Source organism: Streptomyces sp. NBC_01471 (assembly GCF_041438865.1).
Lineage (GTDB): Bacteria > Actinomycetota > Actinomycetes > Streptomycetales > Streptomycetaceae > Streptomyces.
Genome location: NZ_CP109450.1, coordinates 3364110 through 3380250 on the forward strand (window position 1 = coordinate 3364110; position 16141 = coordinate 3380250).

The 16141-nt window shown below is 71.9% G+C and carries 17 protein-coding genes; 10 read left to right on the plus strand and 7 right to left on the minus strand.

Annotated features, from left to right (window positions below):
• Window positions 1-29: 29 nt before the first annotated feature.
• The 3 genes from OG285_RS14690 to OG285_RS14700 form a co-directional block, all read right to left on the minus strand.
• Window positions 30-494 (minus strand): hypothetical protein, encoded by a 465-nt coding sequence (locus OG285_RS14690; RefSeq protein ID WP_356826059.1) that lies wholly within the window; start codon window positions 492-494, stop codon window positions 30-32.
• 149 nt (window positions 495-643) lie between these two features.
• Window positions 644-1900: a hypothetical protein gene (locus tag OG285_RS14695; protein WP_371791173.1), complete on the minus strand. Its 1257-nt coding sequence runs from the start codon at window positions 1898-1900 to the stop codon at window positions 644-646.
• A gap of 130 nt (window positions 1901-2030) precedes the next feature.
• The gene (locus tag OG285_RS14700) at window positions 2031-3869 is read right to left on the minus strand and encodes a glycoside hydrolase family 2 protein (protein ID WP_371791174.1); all 1839 of its coding nucleotides are present in this window, start codon (window positions 3867-3869) and stop codon (window positions 2031-2033) included.
• Window positions 3870-4134: 265 nt separating this feature from the next.
• On the opposite strand from OG285_RS14700, the gene OG285_RS14705 reads away from it, so the two are divergent.
• From OG285_RS14705 to OG285_RS14720, 4 genes are all read left to right on the plus strand, one after another.
• Window positions 4135-5154 (plus strand): LacI family DNA-binding transcriptional regulator, encoded by a 1020-nt coding sequence (locus tag OG285_RS14705; protein WP_371793532.1) that lies wholly within the window; start codon window positions 4135-4137, stop codon window positions 5152-5154.
• A 119-nt stretch (window positions 5155-5273) separates the two neighbouring features.
• Complete coding sequence (locus OG285_RS14710; protein WP_356826065.1) at window positions 5274-6614, plus strand: extracellular solute-binding protein; 1341 nt, start codon at window positions 5274-5276, stop codon at window positions 6612-6614.
• Between the two features lie 11 nt (window positions 6615-6625).
• Window positions 6626-7585: a carbohydrate ABC transporter permease gene (locus tag OG285_RS14715; RefSeq protein WP_371791175.1), complete on the plus strand. Its 960-nt coding sequence runs from the start codon at window positions 6626-6628 to the stop codon at window positions 7583-7585.
• A 12-nt stretch (window positions 7586-7597) separates the two neighbouring features.
• A complete protein-coding gene (locus OG285_RS14720) occupies window positions 7598-8488 on the plus strand; it encodes a carbohydrate ABC transporter permease (protein WP_371791176.1) in 891 nt (296 codons plus the stop codon).
• Window positions 8489-8604: 116 nt separating this feature from the next.
• On the opposite strand, the gene OG285_RS14725 is transcribed toward OG285_RS14720, so the two are convergent.
• Window positions 8605-9579 carry an aldo/keto reductase gene (locus tag OG285_RS14725; RefSeq protein ID WP_371791177.1) on the minus strand — a complete coding sequence of 325 codons (975 nt, stop codon included), beginning with the start codon at window positions 9577-9579 and terminating at the stop codon, window positions 8605-8607.
• Between the two features lie 82 nt (window positions 9580-9661).
• On the opposite strand from OG285_RS14725, the gene OG285_RS14730 reads away from it, so the two are divergent.
• Window positions 9662-10288: a TetR/AcrR family transcriptional regulator gene (locus tag OG285_RS14730; RefSeq protein WP_371791178.1), complete on the plus strand. Its 627-nt coding sequence runs from the start codon at window positions 9662-9664 to the stop codon at window positions 10286-10288.
• A 139-nt stretch (window positions 10289-10427) separates the two neighbouring features.
• On the opposite strand, the gene OG285_RS14735 is transcribed toward OG285_RS14730, so the two are convergent.
• Window positions 10428-11333, minus strand: a complete 906-nt coding sequence (locus OG285_RS14735; RefSeq protein WP_371791179.1) for a hypothetical protein — start codon at window positions 11331-11333, stop codon at window positions 10428-10430.
• Window positions 11334-11683: 350 nt separating this feature from the next.
• Entirely contained in the window at window positions 11684-12136 is a 453-nt protein-coding gene (locus OG285_RS14740) for a helix-turn-helix transcriptional regulator (RefSeq protein ID WP_356826077.1), read from the minus strand.
• Window positions 12137-12416: 280 nt separating this feature from the next.
• Between OG285_RS14740 and OG285_RS14745 the strand changes: the two genes are divergently transcribed.
• From OG285_RS14745 to OG285_RS14755, 3 genes are all read left to right on the plus strand, one after another.
• Complete coding sequence (locus tag OG285_RS14745) at window positions 12417-12686, plus strand: WhiB family transcriptional regulator (protein ID WP_356826079.1); 270 nt, start codon at window positions 12417-12419, stop codon at window positions 12684-12686.
• Window positions 12687-12808: 122 nt separating this feature from the next.
• Window positions 12809-13618, plus strand: a complete 810-nt coding sequence (locus OG285_RS14750; protein WP_356826081.1) for a hypothetical protein — start codon at window positions 12809-12811, stop codon at window positions 13616-13618.
• The gene (locus tag OG285_RS14755; RefSeq protein ID WP_371791180.1) at window positions 13615-13884 is read left to right on the plus strand and encodes a hypothetical protein; all 270 of its coding nucleotides are present in this window, start codon (window positions 13615-13617) and stop codon (window positions 13882-13884) included. Before OG285_RS14750 ends, OG285_RS14755 begins: the two co-directional genes overlap by 4 nt.
• A gap of 260 nt (window positions 13885-14144) precedes the next feature.
• On the opposite strand, the gene OG285_RS14760 is transcribed toward OG285_RS14755, so the two are convergent.
• Window positions 14145-14393: a hypothetical protein gene (locus tag OG285_RS14760; protein ID WP_356826085.1), complete on the minus strand. Its 249-nt coding sequence runs from the start codon at window positions 14391-14393 to the stop codon at window positions 14145-14147.
• Between the two features lie 376 nt (window positions 14394-14769).
• Here OG285_RS14760 and OG285_RS14765 point away from each other — a divergent pair, with 376 nt between their 5' ends.
• Both OG285_RS14765 and OG285_RS14770 read left to right on the plus strand, forming a co-directional pair.
• A complete protein-coding gene (locus OG285_RS14765) occupies window positions 14770-15180 on the plus strand; it encodes a hypothetical protein (protein WP_356826087.1) in 411 nt (136 codons plus the stop codon).
• 347 nt (window positions 15181-15527) lie between these two features.
• The gene (locus OG285_RS14770) at window positions 15528-16124 is read left to right on the plus strand and encodes a phage tail protein (protein WP_356826089.1); all 597 of its coding nucleotides are present in this window, start codon (window positions 15528-15530) and stop codon (window positions 16122-16124) included.
• Window positions 16125-16141: the final 17 nt, after the last annotated feature.

Below are 16141 nucleotides of genomic sequence, written 5' to 3' on the forward strand. Positions count from 1 at the left end.
TCCCCGGCCCGGACCGGCCGCCGTCCGCGTCAGCGGCGGCCGCCCGGTGCGGCGGGGCGAACGGACCGGAGGGCTTCCGGCGTGCCCCCGGCCGCAAGCCAGGCGTGCAGCACCGACGCGACGACGTGCGGCTCCACCCCGGGGCCGGGAGCCGTCCCGGCCGACAGCACACCGCCCCGGGCCCCGCGTACCCCGAGCACGAGGGCGTTCCCCGCGACGGGCACAGCAACGACGAGGCAGCCCGGGTGCCGCGCCATCAGCACGTCCGCCCGGCGACGGGCGAGCGCGGACGGCAGCGGCGTCCTCGTCACGAGCACGTCGGCGTACTCGGCGCACCCCGCTTCGCACGGTGCATCCGGATTCACCCGCAGGTGGACGTCGGCCGCGCCGGGACCGAAGAGGCGCGGCCGGCTCCCGGAGATTCCGGCCACGGAGAGCAGCACGGCGGCCCGGCCGTACCCGGCCGCGGACCGCCAGCCGACGGAGACGGGCACCGTGATCCGAGCGCCCCCCGGCCCGGGCCGGGCACCCGCTCCACCGGCACGTGGAGCGCCGAGGCGTACCCCGCACCACGAGACGTCCGGCAAGGCCGCCCCGTACGCCGTCCCCCCTCCGGCCCGGGCGGCCGCCGCGGACGGGGCCGTCACAGCGCCATCCCCAAGTCGGCACGCTCCCAGCGGTGCAGCGGCGGCGGAGTGGGCAGCGGTGGGACGGCCGGTGCGCAGGCCGGTTCGCCCAGCCGCAGCAGCCGGTAGACGAGCGCCCGCATCCGCCGGTGGAACTGGCCGGGCGCCGACGACAGCAGCCGGGCCACCTGCTCGTACTGACCCGGAACGTGCTGCTCCGCGGCGTACCGCAGCTGTGCGGCGAGTGGATGCGCCGGGGAGACGACGGGTGCGAGAGCGGCCAGCAGCGCTGCCGGTGACGAGGCGGAGATCTCCCGCCTCGGTCCTGGGGTGAGGAGCATGGCGGCCTCGGTCAGAGTCCCGTACGCCGTAAGGGAACCATGGTCGCCGATGATCCAGTCGGCCGCGATCAGCGGCGCCTGCCAGTCCGCCTCCGGCGGCACCACCGCGATGCCCCGGCTGCGGCAGCCCGCCAGCCAGCTCCGCACCTGCCAGGCACCGTGCCCGGCGAACACATTGGGATGAAGCAGCAGCGCCACCCGGTAGCGGCGGCCGGGGAGTTGGCTCAGCAACTGCGGCAGCAGGGTGTCGAACCGCCCGAAGGTGGAGGTCGGCCCCCAGGTCGAGGTGACAATCACGAGCCGCTGCCGGGCTTCGATGCCGAGCGCCCTGCGATAGTGCTCGCGCCGGGACATCCCGGCCGTGATCCGGTCCACGCAGGGGTCGCCCACCACATGAGCCACGGGCAGCGCCTCGGGGCAGGAATCCGCCAGCTCCGCCAGGTCACGCTCGTGCGCGTAGACGATCGCGGCCGGGCCCACCCGTCCCTCGTGCAGCAGATGCTGACGGCTCAGCATCCCCGGCGCCCGCTTCTCCCCCGGCGCCAGCTCGGAGGTGTCGGTGAGCAGCTTGATGTGGCCGGCCCCGTGCGAGATCCGCACGACCGGCGCCCGTAACGCGTGCACACCGCGTGACCCGGCGGCCAGCGCCAGGTCGAACTCGGTCCGCAGCGCCTCCTCCCAGGGCACGGTGGTGATGCCCAGGCTCTGCAGGTACTGCGCGACGCCGCCGCCGAAGGCGTGCGGCGCCGCGGTGAAGACCACCTGGATACGGAAGTCGGCCTCCAGCAGGCCGAAGACCTCCTGCAGTCGCTGAGCGAACGTCACGGTGTGCACGACGACCAGCACCCGTTTGCAGTCCTGTACGGTCAGCCACCGGCCTTGCTCGATCAGCGCTGTTTTCGTGGTGTTGACAGACACAATCGGTCCCCCCATGTTCGTCGGCTGCGTCCAGCAGTCGACAGAGGGGTTCCCGCCCCGCACGACACTTTCCTTGCAGCGGCCTTGCAGCAACCTTGCCCGGACACCGCCCCGCCCCCACCCCCCGTGATTCAGACCCCCTGATTCAGACCCCCCGGTCCCCTCCCCCGTCCACGACCCCCGTGACGATCCCCCGGATCGTCTCCAGCGGAAGTTTGGGCGTGCCGTCCGGGAAGAGGAGGCCGTTCGTCTCCTGCGCGGTGTCCATGAACTGCGTGTAGCAGAAGCCCGCGACCAGCGGGCTCCTGCGCAGCTCGCCGAAGAGCGCGCCGAGCAGTTCCGCGTACTGCGTGTCGGAGCTGGTCTGCGTGTAGAAGAAGTCGTCCTCGCCGCCGGCCAGGGAGAGACCGCCGAACTCCGTGATCATCAGGGGTGCTTCGCCCGCCTCGAAGCGCTCGGTCTGCCGCTCGGAGAGGGAGACCCTGCGGCCCTGCGGGCCCCCGCCCGCCAGCACCGCCGCGAAGCCGGCCGCGTCCCCGTAGCGCTCCCTCAGCCGGCCCGCGTCGCTGGTGTAGTCGTGCACCCCCAGGATGTCGCTGTCGGTGTGCTCCCAGCCCTCGTTCGACATCACCGGACGCGTCGGGTCCAGCGCCCGGGTCAGGGCGGCCAGGGCCACCGAGTACTGCTGCTGCGCCGGGTCACGCGCGATGTCCGAGAGGCCCCAGCTCTCGTTGACGGGCACCCAGGTGACGACCGACGGGTGGCTGCGGTCGCGCCGGACCAGGTCCAGCCACTCCCGGGTGAGCAGCTCGACGGCCTCCGTGCCGAACTCGTACGCCGCGCCGGTCTCGCCCCAGACGAGCAGGCCGAGCCGGTCGGCCCAGTACAGGAACCTCGGATCCTCGGCCTTCTGGTGGACGCGGACCGCGTTGAAGCCCATCTCCTTGATCAGCTCGACCTCGCGGCGCAGTTCGCCGGTGCCGCCGGAGGCGAGCAGGGTGCGGGGGCGGTAGCCCTGGTTGAGTACGGAACGCACATAGCAGGGACGGTCGTTGAGCAGGAAGGCGCCGCCCCCGACGCCCGCGCTGCGCAGGCCCAGATAGCTGTCCACGGTGTCGGCGGATCCGGGCGCCCCCGGGTCGCGCACCGTGACCCGGGCGTCCAGCAGCGTGGGCGACTCGGGGCTCCACCACAGGGCTTCGCGGTCGATGCCGTTGCGCAGGGCGTCGATCGAGATGTCGATCCGGGCGCGGCGTCCGGTGGTCACGGTGGAGGTCTCGGCCAGCACCCGGTCACCGGCCCGGAGCACGATGTCGACCGTGAGGGGCCGGGGCACCGGCCGGGCGAGCGCGATCTCGGCCACGACTCCGTGCTGGGGGTCGGGGATCCAGGCGAGGTCGGTGATGTGCTGGTCAGGGACGGTCTCGGTCCACACGGGCTGCCAGATGCCGGTGGTCCGCTCGTACCAGACGGCGTGCGGCCGCTCCTGCCAGTCCTGCTTGCCGCGCGGGACGGAGAGGTCGGCCGGGTCGTCCTCGGCGCGCACGACGAGTACGTGTTCGGTGGCGCCCGGCCGCATCGCGTCGGTCACGTCGGCGGTGAACGGCGTCTGCCCGCCGACGTGTTCGGCCACGAGCCGGCCGTCCAGCCAGACCCGGGCGCGGTGGTCGACCGCACCGAAGTGGATCAGCGTCCGGCCGCCGGATGAAGCGTCCGGGACCAGCGTCTCGTGCGCGATGCGGCGCCGGTACCAGACGATCGGGTGCGGCGCGGTCTCGCCGACGCCGGAAGCGGGCGCCTCGGGCGGGAAGGGGACCGTGATCTCCCGGTCGAATCCGCCGGCGGCGGGTCCGGAGAACCACGCCTCGCGCTCGCCCGCGTCGGCGTCGTCGTATCCGAAGTCCCAGGTGCCGTCCAGGCTGTTCCACTGCTCACGGCACATGAGCGGCCTCGGATACGTGCCCTCCTGCTCGCTCGCCCTCACGGCTCCTCCTTCTGCCTGACCGGCCATCGGGTTTCGTACAATCGAATTCCGCTCATCATGAGTGAAGCTTTGCATCGATGCAAGGAATGATCGAAGCTCGGATCGAAGCACGGATCGACGCACGGATCACTACAGGGATCGCCGTAGGGATCCTGCGTGGACCCGCGCCCGGGCCGGTGCACGGACCGACGGAAACGCATGCACGGACGCCGGACGCCACCGGCGGGAACCGACCGAGAGGGGCACGCCGGTGGGCAGGGTACGGATGCGGGACGTGGCCGAGCACGCCGGTGTATCGGTGCGGACCGTGTCCAATGTGGTCAGCGGCTACACACACGTCAGCCCGGAGATGCGCGCCCGCGTGCAGCACTCGCTGGACGCGCTGGGCTACAAGATGGACTACCTGGCCCGCGGCCTGCGTTCGGGCCGCACCGGGTTCGTCGCGCTGGCCGTGCCCTTCCTCGCCGAGCCCTACTTCGCCGAGCTGGCCCAGGCCGTCATCCGGGCCGCGGCCCGGCGGGGGATCACGGTGCTGGTCGAGTCGACGGAGGGCGACAGCGAGACGGAACGGCGCATCCTCGCGGGCGGCCTGACCAATGTGGCCGACGGCGTCCTGTTCAGCGCCCTGACCGTGCCGGCCGCCGACGTCGCGGCCAGCCCTCCGGACTTTCCGCTGGTCATGCTGGGTGAGCACGATGTCGGCGACCGCTTCCCGCGCGTCGGGATCGACAACGTGGCCGCCGCCCGCACCGCCGTGGAGCACCTCGTGGAGCAGGGCTGCCGCCGTATCGTCGCGCTCGGCCGCAACGGCAGCGAGAACGGCCGCCAGCGCGCCGAGGGTTACCAGCAGGCCCTGTCGGCGGCCGGGGTGCGCCGGGTGAACTGGCTGGTCGCTCCGGTGAAGGACTGGAACAGGGCCCAGGGGTACGAGGCCGTGCGGCAGCTCCTGGAAGGCAGCGGCCCGCTGCCGGACGGGATCTTCGCCTTCAACGACGCTCTGGCCGTCGGCGCCCTGCACGCGCTGAACAGCTCCGGCGTGCGGGTGCCCGACGACGTCGCCCTGGCGAGCATCGACAACGTCCCGGAGGCGGTGTACACCCACCCGCCGCTCACCTCGGTCGCCCCCGACCTGGACGTGATCGCCGAGCGCGCCCTCACCCTGCTCGACGAGCAGACCAACCGGAAGCCGGGCGGCGAGGACGCCGGTTCGCGAGCGGCCAGGCGCGAGTCGACCCCCTTCCGGCTGGTCGTCCGCGCGTCCTCGCAGCGCCCGCACACCGGCTGACCCGGGCCGCCACCCCCTCTCGGCCGCCTCCCTCGCACCGAACTATTTACATCGATGCAAATCGTGTGCCAAGGTCTCCGCCATCGAGTTCACATCGAATGGACGAGGTGAATGTCCCCATGAGCGGAGCGATGGCGCGCCGGCGCTTCCTGGCTCTCGGCGGCGGCCTGACCCTGGCCGGCGGGCTGTCCGCGTGCTCATCCCCGCTGGCCTCCGGCCTGACGGGTTCTCAGCCCGACCCCGCCGACGTCGTCTTCTGGAACCTGTTCACCGGCGGCGACGGCGCCAACATGGCGCTGATGGAGAACGCCTTCCGCACGGAGCATCCCGGGACGACGGTCGAGGCGACCATCCTGGGCTGGGGGAACCCGTACTACACGAAGCTCGCCCTGGCGACGGCGAGCGGCACCCCGCCCGACGTCGGCATCTCCCATCTGTCCCGGCTCCCGCTGCTCGCGGCCTCGGGCCTGCTGGAGCCGGTGGCCGAGACGGGCGTCACCGAACTGGGCGTCACCCCGGACCGGTTCACTCCGGCGGCCTGGAAGAAGGCGACCGTGAACGGCACGGCGTACGCGGTGCCGCTGGACACCCACCCGTTCGTCCTCTTCTACAACGTCGACCTGGCGAAGAAGGCCGGCCTGCTCAACGCCGCCGGTGACGGGCTGAAGCCGATGAAGGGCCGGGCCGCCTTCACCGACGCCGTGAAGGCGATGAAGGAGGCGGGCGCACGGTACGGGGCCGCGATGTCCATCACCGCCGACCCGTCCACCGCCTGGCGCTGGTTCAGCATGATCTACTCCGGGCTCGCGGGCCCCGTCGTCACCGGCTCCGGCACCACGATCGACATCGACGCCGGGGCGATGCAGGAGACGTTCGACTTCATGCAGAGCCTGACCGGGCCCGGCCTGATGCCGAGGAGCCTCAACGGGTCGGGGGCGAACGCCCTGTTCAGCACGGGCAAGGCGGGCTTCCTGTTCGACGGCGAGTGGCAGATCCCCTCGTACCGGCTCGTCAAGGGCCTCCGCTTCAACGTGGTGCCGTTCCCCGCGCTGCTCGGCCCCGAGCCGGTGGCGTACGCGGACTCGCACGCGCTCGTCGTCCCGCGCAACCCGAAGCGCTCCTCCGCACGGACCGCGCACGCGGCGCAGTTCATCAAGAGCCTGCTCGACCACAGTGCCACCTGGGCGCACGGCGGCCACGTGCCGGCCTGGCTGCCCAGTCAGCGCAGCAAGGCGTTCCTCGGCCAGTCTCCGCAACGCAACTACGTACAGGCGGCGTTCAACGCGCGGTACGACCCGGTCGCCTGGTACACCGGCGCCGGTTCCGACTTCCAGAACACCGTGGGCGCGACCGTCATCGAGGTCCTGGCGGGGCGGCTCGGGCCGAAGGAGGCCGTCTCCGCCATGCGGGCGGATCTGAAGCGGTACACGACGGCCCGACCACCGGTCACGATGAAGTAGGAGGCAGTTCCATGACGACCGTCGCCTCGACACGGCCGGCCCGGCGCCCCGCACCCGTACGGACGGCGCGCGGCCGGTCGCCCCGCTCCGACCGGCGGGCGGGCCTGCTGCTCAGCACCCCGTTCCTGGTCGTCTACCTGCTGTTCCTGGCCGGTCCGCTGCTGATGGGCATCGTGCTGAGCTTCTTCAACACGACCACGGTCAAGGACGGCCTCGGCGACTGGGTGGGGGTGTCCAACTACACCAAGGTGCTGCGGGACCCGCTCTTCTGGGACGCGATGTGGCACTCGGTGCTGTTCACCCTGATCACCACCCCGCTGCTGGTGGTCCTCGCGCTGCTCTTCGCCATCCTCGCGTCCCGGGTACGGCGCGGCCGGGTCTTCTACCGGCTGGCGTTCTTCGCACCGTACGTGGTGCCGTCGTCCGTGGTCGCCCTGATCTTCCTGTGGATGTACACACCCGAAGTCGGGCTGTTTCCCAAGCTGTTCGGTGCGGTCGGCCTGCCGGTGCCCGATTTCATCGGCAGCACGTCGGGCGGCTGGACCGCGGTGATCCTGATGACGCTGTGGTGGACGTTCGGCTTCAACTTCGTCCTCTACACGGCCGCGATCCAGGACGTCCCGCCGGATGTGTACGAGGCCGCCGCCATCGACGGGGCGAGCCCCTGGCAGCAGATCCGGCTGATCACCGTGCCGCTGCTGCGGCCGACCACCGGGCTGGTCCTGATCCTCCAGATCCTGGCCTCGCTGAAGGTGTTCGACCAGATCTACCTGTTGCTCGGCGGTGGTCCGGCGCAGTCGACTCGGCCGGTCATCGAGTACATCTACGACACCGGATTCACCTCCTACCGGGGCGGCTACGGCGCCGCCGCCACCATGGTCTATTTCGTCATCATCGTCGCGATCTCGACAGCCTGGTACGCGCTGCGCCGCCGGTCCGCGACCCCGGCCGCGCCCCGCACCGCGGCCTGAGCGGAGGACACCTTGAGCAGCATCACCAGCATCATCCGGCCGCGGCCGGGCGGCACGCGGGGCTCGTCCGCGGCGCCCACTGTCAACGGGGCGCAACTCTTCAACCGGCTCTGCGCCGTCTGTCTCACCCTGTTCGCACTGATCTGGCTGGTCCCGTTCGCGTGGGCGCTCATCACCTCGCTCCGCCCGGACGGCTCGATCACCGCGAAGCCGACGTCGCCCTTCGCCGGCGGCTGGTCCCTGCACGCGTACGCGTACGCCTGGGACACCTATCCGATCGGCTCCTGGTACCTCAACAGCCTGGTCATCGGGGTCCTCGCGGTGGTCTTCACCGTGGCCTTCTGCTCGATGGCGGGCTTCGCCCTGGCCTTCCTCCGCTTTCCCGGCCGCAATGCCGTCCTGGCGCTGGTCACGGCGGGGCTGATGCTGCCCACCGAGGCGCTGATCCTGCCGCAGTTCATCGAGTACCGGTCGCTGCATCTGCTCGGCACGTACTGGGCGCTGGTCCTGCCGTCGGTGGCCGCGCCGGTGTCGGTCTTCATCTTCCAGGCGTTCTTCAAGGGCATTCCGGTACCGCTGATCGAGGCGGCACGCATCGACGGGGCGAGCTGGTGGCGGGTCTACTGGACCATCTGCATGCCGATCTGCCGCCCGGCGGTCTCGACGGTGTCGATCCTGACGTTCATCAACTCGTGGAACGCGTTCCTGTGGCCGCTGCTGGTGCTGAACCAGACCACGTCGCAGACGATCCCGGTGGGTCTGGCGTCCCTGGTGAACAACAGCAACATCCAGTACGCGGAGGTCATGGCGTCCTCGGTGCTCGGATTCCTGCCGCTGATCGCGGTGTTCCTGGTCTTCCAGCGGCGGATCGTGCAGGGCGTGGCGACCACCGGGATCAAGTGACGGGCACGGTCACGGGCACGGGCACGGTCACTTGAGGGGCGGGGAGATATGAGGGGCGGGGCCACGTGACGGCCGGGGCCGTATGAGGGGCGGCCACGTGACGGCCGGGGTCACCGTCACCCGAGCGCGATGTCTCCCGGCCGGTGCGGGACGGCGTCCAGGGCGGCGAGCGTCGCCTCGTCGAGCACGATCGCCCCTGCGGCGGCGTTCGCCTGAAGGTGCCCCGCGTTCGCGGTGCCCGGGATGAGGAGGACGTTCGGGGCGTGGTGGAGCAGCCAGGAGAGACCGACCTGCGAAGGGGTACTGCCCAGGGCCTGCGCCGCGGCCACGACAGCCGGCTCCTCGGCCACCTTCGGCATACCGGGAAACGCGCTGCCGAGCGGGAAGTACGGCACCCAGGCGATGCCCTCGGCGACACAGAGGTCAAGCATGTCCTCGTTGTCGCGTGCCACCAGGCTGTAGGCGTTCTGCACACAGGCGATGCCCGCCGGGATGCCCCGGCACAGGACGTCCAGGCTCACGCTGCTGAGTCCGATCGCGCCGATCTTTCCCTCGTCGCGCATCGCGACCATGACCGCCATCTGGTCGTCGAGGTCGACCACCTGGTCGCCCTCGGCCCGCAGACCGGGTCCGGAGTCGGTGCGGCGGAGATTCACCAGCGGGATCTGGTCGAGGCCGAGGCTCGTGAGGTTGTCCTCGACGCTCGCCCGCAGTTCTTCGGGCCGCTGCGCGAGACGGAGCGGCACGGGCCCTCCGGAGTCAGGGGTGGCGCCGACCTTGCTGACGACGAGGACCCCGTCCTCGGGGCGGATCGCCTCACGGATGGCTTCATTGGCGAAACCGTCTCCGTAGAACTGGGCCGTGTCGATGTGGTCGGTGCCGAGTTCGACCGCGCGCCGCAGGATGGCGGCAGCTGCGGCGCGATCGCCCCGCAGACGCTCCAGTTGCATCGCGCCATAGCCGATGCGTGAGACGGTGCGGCCGGCGAGCAGGCCGGGGCCTCCGGGGCGCGGGACGCCGGTGGCCGTGGTGCCGGTGGCCGTGGTGCCGGGAGAGGGGGTGCTGGGAGAAGAGCTGCCTGTGGAGGTCATGGAATCCCGTCCTCATGCGATGATGGAGAAAGCGGAGGAGTCTCCGTTAATCCACTGTAGCACTACCGGAGGTCCCTCCGTTTTGTCTTCCTCCGAACCGGCCCCGCCCGGCACCCAGGCAACCCCGCCCGCCGGGGCGGCACGCCCGGCCCGCGCCGACGCGCGGCGGAACCGTGAAAAACTCCTCGCGGCCGCACGGGCCGCCTTCACGGCCGCCGACGACACGGTCGCGCTCGAAGCCATCGCCCGCGAGGCCGGGGTCGGCATCGGCACGCTCTACCGCCACTTCCCCACCCGCGAGGCGCTCGTCGAGGCCGTTTACGCCGCCGAACTCGACCACGTCACGGACGACGCCGCCGCCCTGCTCACCGAACTCCCGCCCGAGGCGGCTCTCCGTGCGTGGATGGACCGGTACGCGGCGTTCGTCGCGACGAAGCGCGGAATGATCGACACGCTCCGCGCCGGCTGGGCGTCGGGAAGCATGGCGACACCGACCACGCGGGAGCGCATCACGGCCGCCCTCGCGGCGATCCTCGCGGGAGGGGCTCAGACAGGTGCGTTCCGCGCGGATGTCGACCCCGAGGACGTCACCGCCCTGCTCCTCGGCGTCTTCCTCTCCACGACGGCCAGCAACAGCCCGGAACAGATCGGGCGGCTCCTCGACCTCATCGTCGACGCACTGCGCCCACTCGACGCCCGGCCCGCCTGACAACCGGCACGCCTGACGCCCAGTACACCTGACGCGCCCAGTACACCTGACGGTCATTGCGCCTGACGGTCAATACGCCTGACGTCGGTCCAGCTGACGGCCAGTACAGCTGACGGTCGGCACCCGGAGCCGACCCCGGTCACCCCTCCGCGTCGGGGAGGTCCCTGCGTCGCGGGCGGGACAGCCGCGGGATGGTGGGAACCTTGGAACGGCGGTTCTTGGGGGCGAAAGCAGGACGGGGCGGCGGGGTGACGGCGGTGTCCGGCACCGGCGGCCGGAACCGGGAGCCGCGGGGCGGCCGGGGGTCGGGCGGCGTTGCCCGCACCGTCCCGAGCGGGACCGCCGGGCCCGCCTCCACCGGGTCGGCGGGAGGCGACGGCGTACGGTGCACGCCCGCGCGCTGGGGCTCCGGTCGCGGGGCGTCCGGTCTCGGGTGGTCAGGTCTCGCTTGATCCGGACCCAGTTGGTCCGGTCTCGCCTGGTCCGGTCTCAGTTGGTCCGGTCTCGCCTGGTCCTGTCTCGGTTGGTCCTGTCTCGGTTGGTCCATCGCGGTCGGGGTCGTCCGCGCTTCGGGGACGTGGTCGTCGCGCCGGGTTCCGGCGTGGTCACCGTAGGTGTCGCGATACGGGTCGGCAGGGACCGAACCCCCGGCGCGTGGCCGCAGTTGGGGATAATCCGGCCGGTCGTACCGCTCCCTGCGGCGAAAGGGGATGACAGCGGCCTGCCCTGGGACACGGTCGCCGGTCTCGCCCGCCTGGACGAAGCCGACCCACTCGGCGAGCTGGTGGTACTGGGCTGCCGCATCGCGCCATCCCCGCCCGTACGCGGTGAACTCGCGCCGCTCCAGCTCCTCGCGCACCATGACCACCAGGTCGTCCGCCGCGTGACCCTCCAGCAGCGCGCCGACGGTGGCGAGCAGTTGCGCAAGATCGCCGGGAGGCTGGCCCGTGCCCCCTCCCGCGTCCGGTGCTGCCGGTCGCCGCTGACGCGGCGCACCCCCGGATGAGCCGTTCGCCTGCCGGGAGCCCTTCTCGCCCTCGACCATGCGTGGCTCTTCCTGACGTCCCCTTCGTTACCGCCCCCATGAACGGCGGCCCGACGCCCCGCCCCCTTCCGGCGACCGCCACGCCCACCACCGGCGCTTACTTCCGATGATTACCGGCAACTCCCCCAAGGAGCGGACCGGAGACAGCTTAGCCCTCCGCCCCTGCACCCCCATCGTCCGGAGGCATGAGGGGGCACGGCGACGGCTGCGGTGCGTCGGACCGTACCGGCGCGGCACGAAGTCGCGGCCCGCGTACGGGACGGAGCAGGCGGTAGGGCTGGACGGGGCCGGGCCGGGCGGGGTTGAGCGGGCCGGCGCGGGATCGAGCGGGGGCAGGGCGCGGCGGCGCCTCAGCCCCTCCGGGCCCGCCGGGCGGGAAGGTCCCGCTCCACCGGTTCGCCGGGCAGGAACTGCCCCGCCACCCGCAGGAACATCTCGCGCTGCTCGGGCGGAACCCCGAGAGCGGCTGCGGCTTCCTCCAGGGTGAGCCGCTTGGCGCCGGCGGACCGGCGCTCCAGATCGTCGTGGACCGGCGGCAGCGGCAACTCGTCCTCCGTGAGCCGCCCGGAGCGGATCAGCATCTCCCGCACAGGAATGTCCAGAGCGTGCGCGAGCCGGCGCATCGTCTCCAGATCAGGCATGCTCTGCCGTTGCAACAGCCGTGTGATGGCGGCACGGTGCACGCCCGCCTCGTCGGCCAGGCGTGATTTACCACCGCCACGCGGACTGTCGATGTCGTATCCACGCCGACGGATCACATCCTCGATCCAGGCCGTGAACTGGTCCAGTTCATTGGCGGTCACGGGCCCTCGCCTCCCTCCGAAGCGAGTCCCACGTTACCGCGCTTGCGCGCGCGGAATTATGAGCTTTTGCGTGCGCAATGTGGATGTTCTGTCGAGATGGAGCACCTTTCACACGCTCAGCGATCTTGGATCCACCCTCCGCAGTCACCCGGGAGGCATCTCTCCGCATTTCTTCGTTGCGCGCTCGCGCGCAATCTGCCAGTCTGCGGCGACGCCGGTTCCCTCCCGTACGTCCCCACCGCCTCTGTCCCGTACCACCGTTCGCGCATCAGGAGCATTCATGGATCCGTCCCTGCTCACCCTCCCCTCGGACACCTGGACCAGATCGGCCGCCTGCCTGGGGCTACCCCCGGAGGCGGTCTTCGCCCGGCGTCCGGTCGAGGCGGCGGCCGCCCTCACGGCCTGTGCCCGCTGCCCGGTCGCCCAGCAGTGTGAGGAGACGGTGGCACCGGCGTCCAGCTGGTTCGACGGGGTGTGCGCGGGGCGCCTCTGGCGCAACGGCCGGACCGTCGCCCTGACACCCCGCCCGCGACGACGCGCCCCCGCCTGAACCGGCACCCGGCCGTGTACGGACCGTGCCGTCCGCACCACCCGCAGAACCCACCGCACTCGCAGAACCCACCACGCCCGCAGAACCCCAGACCCCAGAAACACGGAGCAGAAAGGCCCGCGATGAGTGAGAAGAAGGCTTCCGGAGCCGCCGCACCGCACGCCGACCCCCCGCGAACCCGGGGCGGGGAGTCCGGCGGCGGGCGGACCAGCGGCAACGGCGAGGACGCCGCCCGCGACGCCGGGCTCTGGGCCGACCTGCTGATCCGCCAGTTCCCCGATCTGCTGGACGAGTTGGCACCCTCGGCAGGCAGCCGGCCGACCGCCGTACGACACGTCCCCGGGCCCGCCGAACGCGCGGCACGGGCCGCGGCAACGGCCGCCGAACGCGCCGAGGCCCTGCGCAACGAGCAGCAGCACGGACTCACCGTCCCCGGCCACACCGCCGCCCCCGTACGGCTGCACATCTCGGACGCTCTGCGGGACATCACCGACGGCGTGGTCGAACTGGAGGAAGCGCTGTTCGACCGGCTCGGAATGGGCCGCCCGCGCCGCGCCCCCGTACCCGAACGTCTCGCCCGGGTCGCCGCGCTCCTCGGCCGCACCGCCACCGACCCCAGCCTGGCCGGACACGCCCGCGACGAGCTGCGCCGCATGGCCCGGCGCTGCTCCCGGGCGCTGGGCGAGACCGAGACGATGGCCCGGCTGTCCGGGCGCTGCCCGTGGTGCGACTCCGTCTCGCTGCGCGCCTTCCCCGACCGGGACGCCGTGCTGTGCGTGAACCCGGGCTGCCGTTGCGGCGACGCGGAGTGCGACTGCGCCACCGACCCGGCCTTCCGCCACCTCTGGGAGCGGGACGCCTGGGCGGCCGTCGAGGCAGCCCGTACCGGCGTCGAGGACTCCGCCGTTCCGGCGGGAGGCGGTCACCGATGAGCCCGCGACCGCGCCCGTGCGCCTCTCTCGCCGACGTCACCCTGGTGACCAGCACCCTTGCCGCCCAGGAGGCCGGGGTGGTGCCGGCGACCATCAGGAAGTGGGTGCAGCTCGGCCATCTGCGGCCATCGGGGCAGCAGGGCAGGCGCCATCTCTACCGTCTTGAGCACGTGTTCGCCGCCGAACGCGCCACCCGGCGCCCGCCCGGACGCCGTTCGGCGACCACCTCCCCCGCCCCGCAGCCCGAGCCCGCGCGACGGGGCTGACAGCCGAGACGGACGAAGCCCCTCCGCACAGAGCACAGAGCACAGAGCACCGCCCCCGGTCCCGCGCAGGGAACCGGGGGCGTTCGCGTACCCGCCGCCGGTGGGCGCCGGCCACCCGGGCAGAGGTCGACAGCCCGCCGCACGGCGCACGCACAGGGCGTCCCGGGCGCACCGCGGGGCGCGCGGCATACCGCAGAGGCCTCGATGCGCGGACCGCGAGAAGGCGGGAGGGCGAGAGGGCGAGAGGGCGCCGTCGTCCGTCAGACGGGAGCTTCGACGGGTCGGCGAGGTCGTACCGCGGCGGGCCCCGCCGCCATCGCTTCCTGCCAGCCGCTGGAGAAGCCGCGGAGTTCGGCGTCCCGGGCAATCCGGGCCCCCACCTCACCCACGACCGCAGCCAGGGTGCGGCCCACCTCTCCGGTGTAGCGGCCGGCCTGCGCCGAATCCACGGCCACCTCGACCGCGGCAGCCATCACATCGGCCAGCCGCTCCTTCGGCCCTCCGGTCACCACGACTGCTCACCGCCGGAGACCGGCCTCCATTCGCTGTTCGTCGTCACGAACCCACCGTCCTTACGCATAGCCACGTTCGGCCTTGCTCGAATTAGCGTTCGAATCGGGCCTCAGGGTAACGCAGCGCCCACCCGGGCGCCCCGGATATGACAGCCCGACACTCCGCCCCCCACCCTCGGGCCCCACACCCTCAGACCCGGCCCACCGAACCCCAGTTGGTTGCGCGCACGCAATCTATCGATCACTATGGCTGCAGCGGCGGAGCTGTGCCCCCTTCCCTCCGGGTGGCACGGCTCCGCCGCTCTCGTGTCCGGCGTGCGTACGGGTCGTACGTACGGACGTCCACCCCGACCCGTACAAAGGAGTGACCACCATGCCCTCATCCGCGCCGGGCACGTTCCCGGACGTACAGGCCATCGTCCGGGACCTGCTCAAGACCCGTCCGGAGCTGGCCGGCGCGTACGTCGACGACGCGCCGCCGGCCGGCTTCGACGGGACGCAGCAGGCCGTGCTGATCTCCCGGATGGGCGGGGCCTGGATCGACGACCTGCACGTGGACCAGCCGCTGATTCAACTGGAGGTCTACGGGCCGCAGAAGTCGGTGGCCCACACTCTGGCCAACGCCGCCCGCGCCACCCTGCTGGCCGCGACCGGGACCGTCTTCGGCACCTCGTTCGTCAGCGATGTGACCGAGGAGGACGGGCCGCGCTGGCTGCCCGACTACATCTACGCGGGCGCCAACCGCTACGTCTGCATCCTCCGCTTCACCGTCCGCACGGACTGACACGACACCGCGCGCCTCAGCGTCCGCCCGGCTGACACGTCGCAGCGCCACCCCCCGCACGGCACGGCACTACAGCTCGCCGCCCATACGGCACGGCACGGCACCACAGCCCACCGTCCGTCCGGCAGCACCAACACCAGCTGGTCGCACCAGCCGGGCCGGTCGCTCCGCGATACGGACCGCCTCCGCCGTACGGACCCCATCCCGCGTACGCACAGGCCCACCGGGCCGCGTCACGCCTCCCCCTGAACCGGGCCCCGCCGAACCGAACGGCGGGGCCTTCGCCGTATCCGCCCCGGACACGGCGGCCCCACACGGGGCAACTCCCTGGAAAGGAAGCCACCTTCATGGCTGGTAACAACTCGTCCGAGATCCGCATCGCCGGTACGGGCCGCATCCTCGTGGCCCCGGCCGGCACTCCCGCGCCGACCGCGTTCTCGGCCGACCCGTCGGCCGACTGGGACAGCGCGGTGTGGCGGGACCTCGGATACACCTCCACCGACGGCGTGACCTTCTCCAAGAAGGACAAGCTCGACCCGGTGGAGACGTGGCAGGCGGTCAGCCCGGCCCGTTTCATCTACGCGGACCGTGATCTGACGCTGAAGTTCGCCATGCTCCAGTTCAACGAGGACACCCTGCCGTTCTTCATGGGCGGTGACACCGTGACCGCGGTGAACGCCACCACCAACCCGGGCGTCTACACGTACAACGTGCCGGACGGCCCGCAGTTCGACGAGCGCGCACTCGGCCTGGAGTTCCACGACGGCGCGGACGTCACCTACCGCTTCGTCATCCCGCGTGGCCAGGTCACCGCGTCGGACGACATCAAGCTGGCCCGCAAGGCCGCGGCCTCCCTCGGCGTGACCTTCACGGCGCTGTCCTCCGGCGAGACCCAGCCGCTGGCGACCTTCGTCATGAAGGACCCGTCGTACGCCCTGGTGTGACCCCGCTCCCCCGGGCT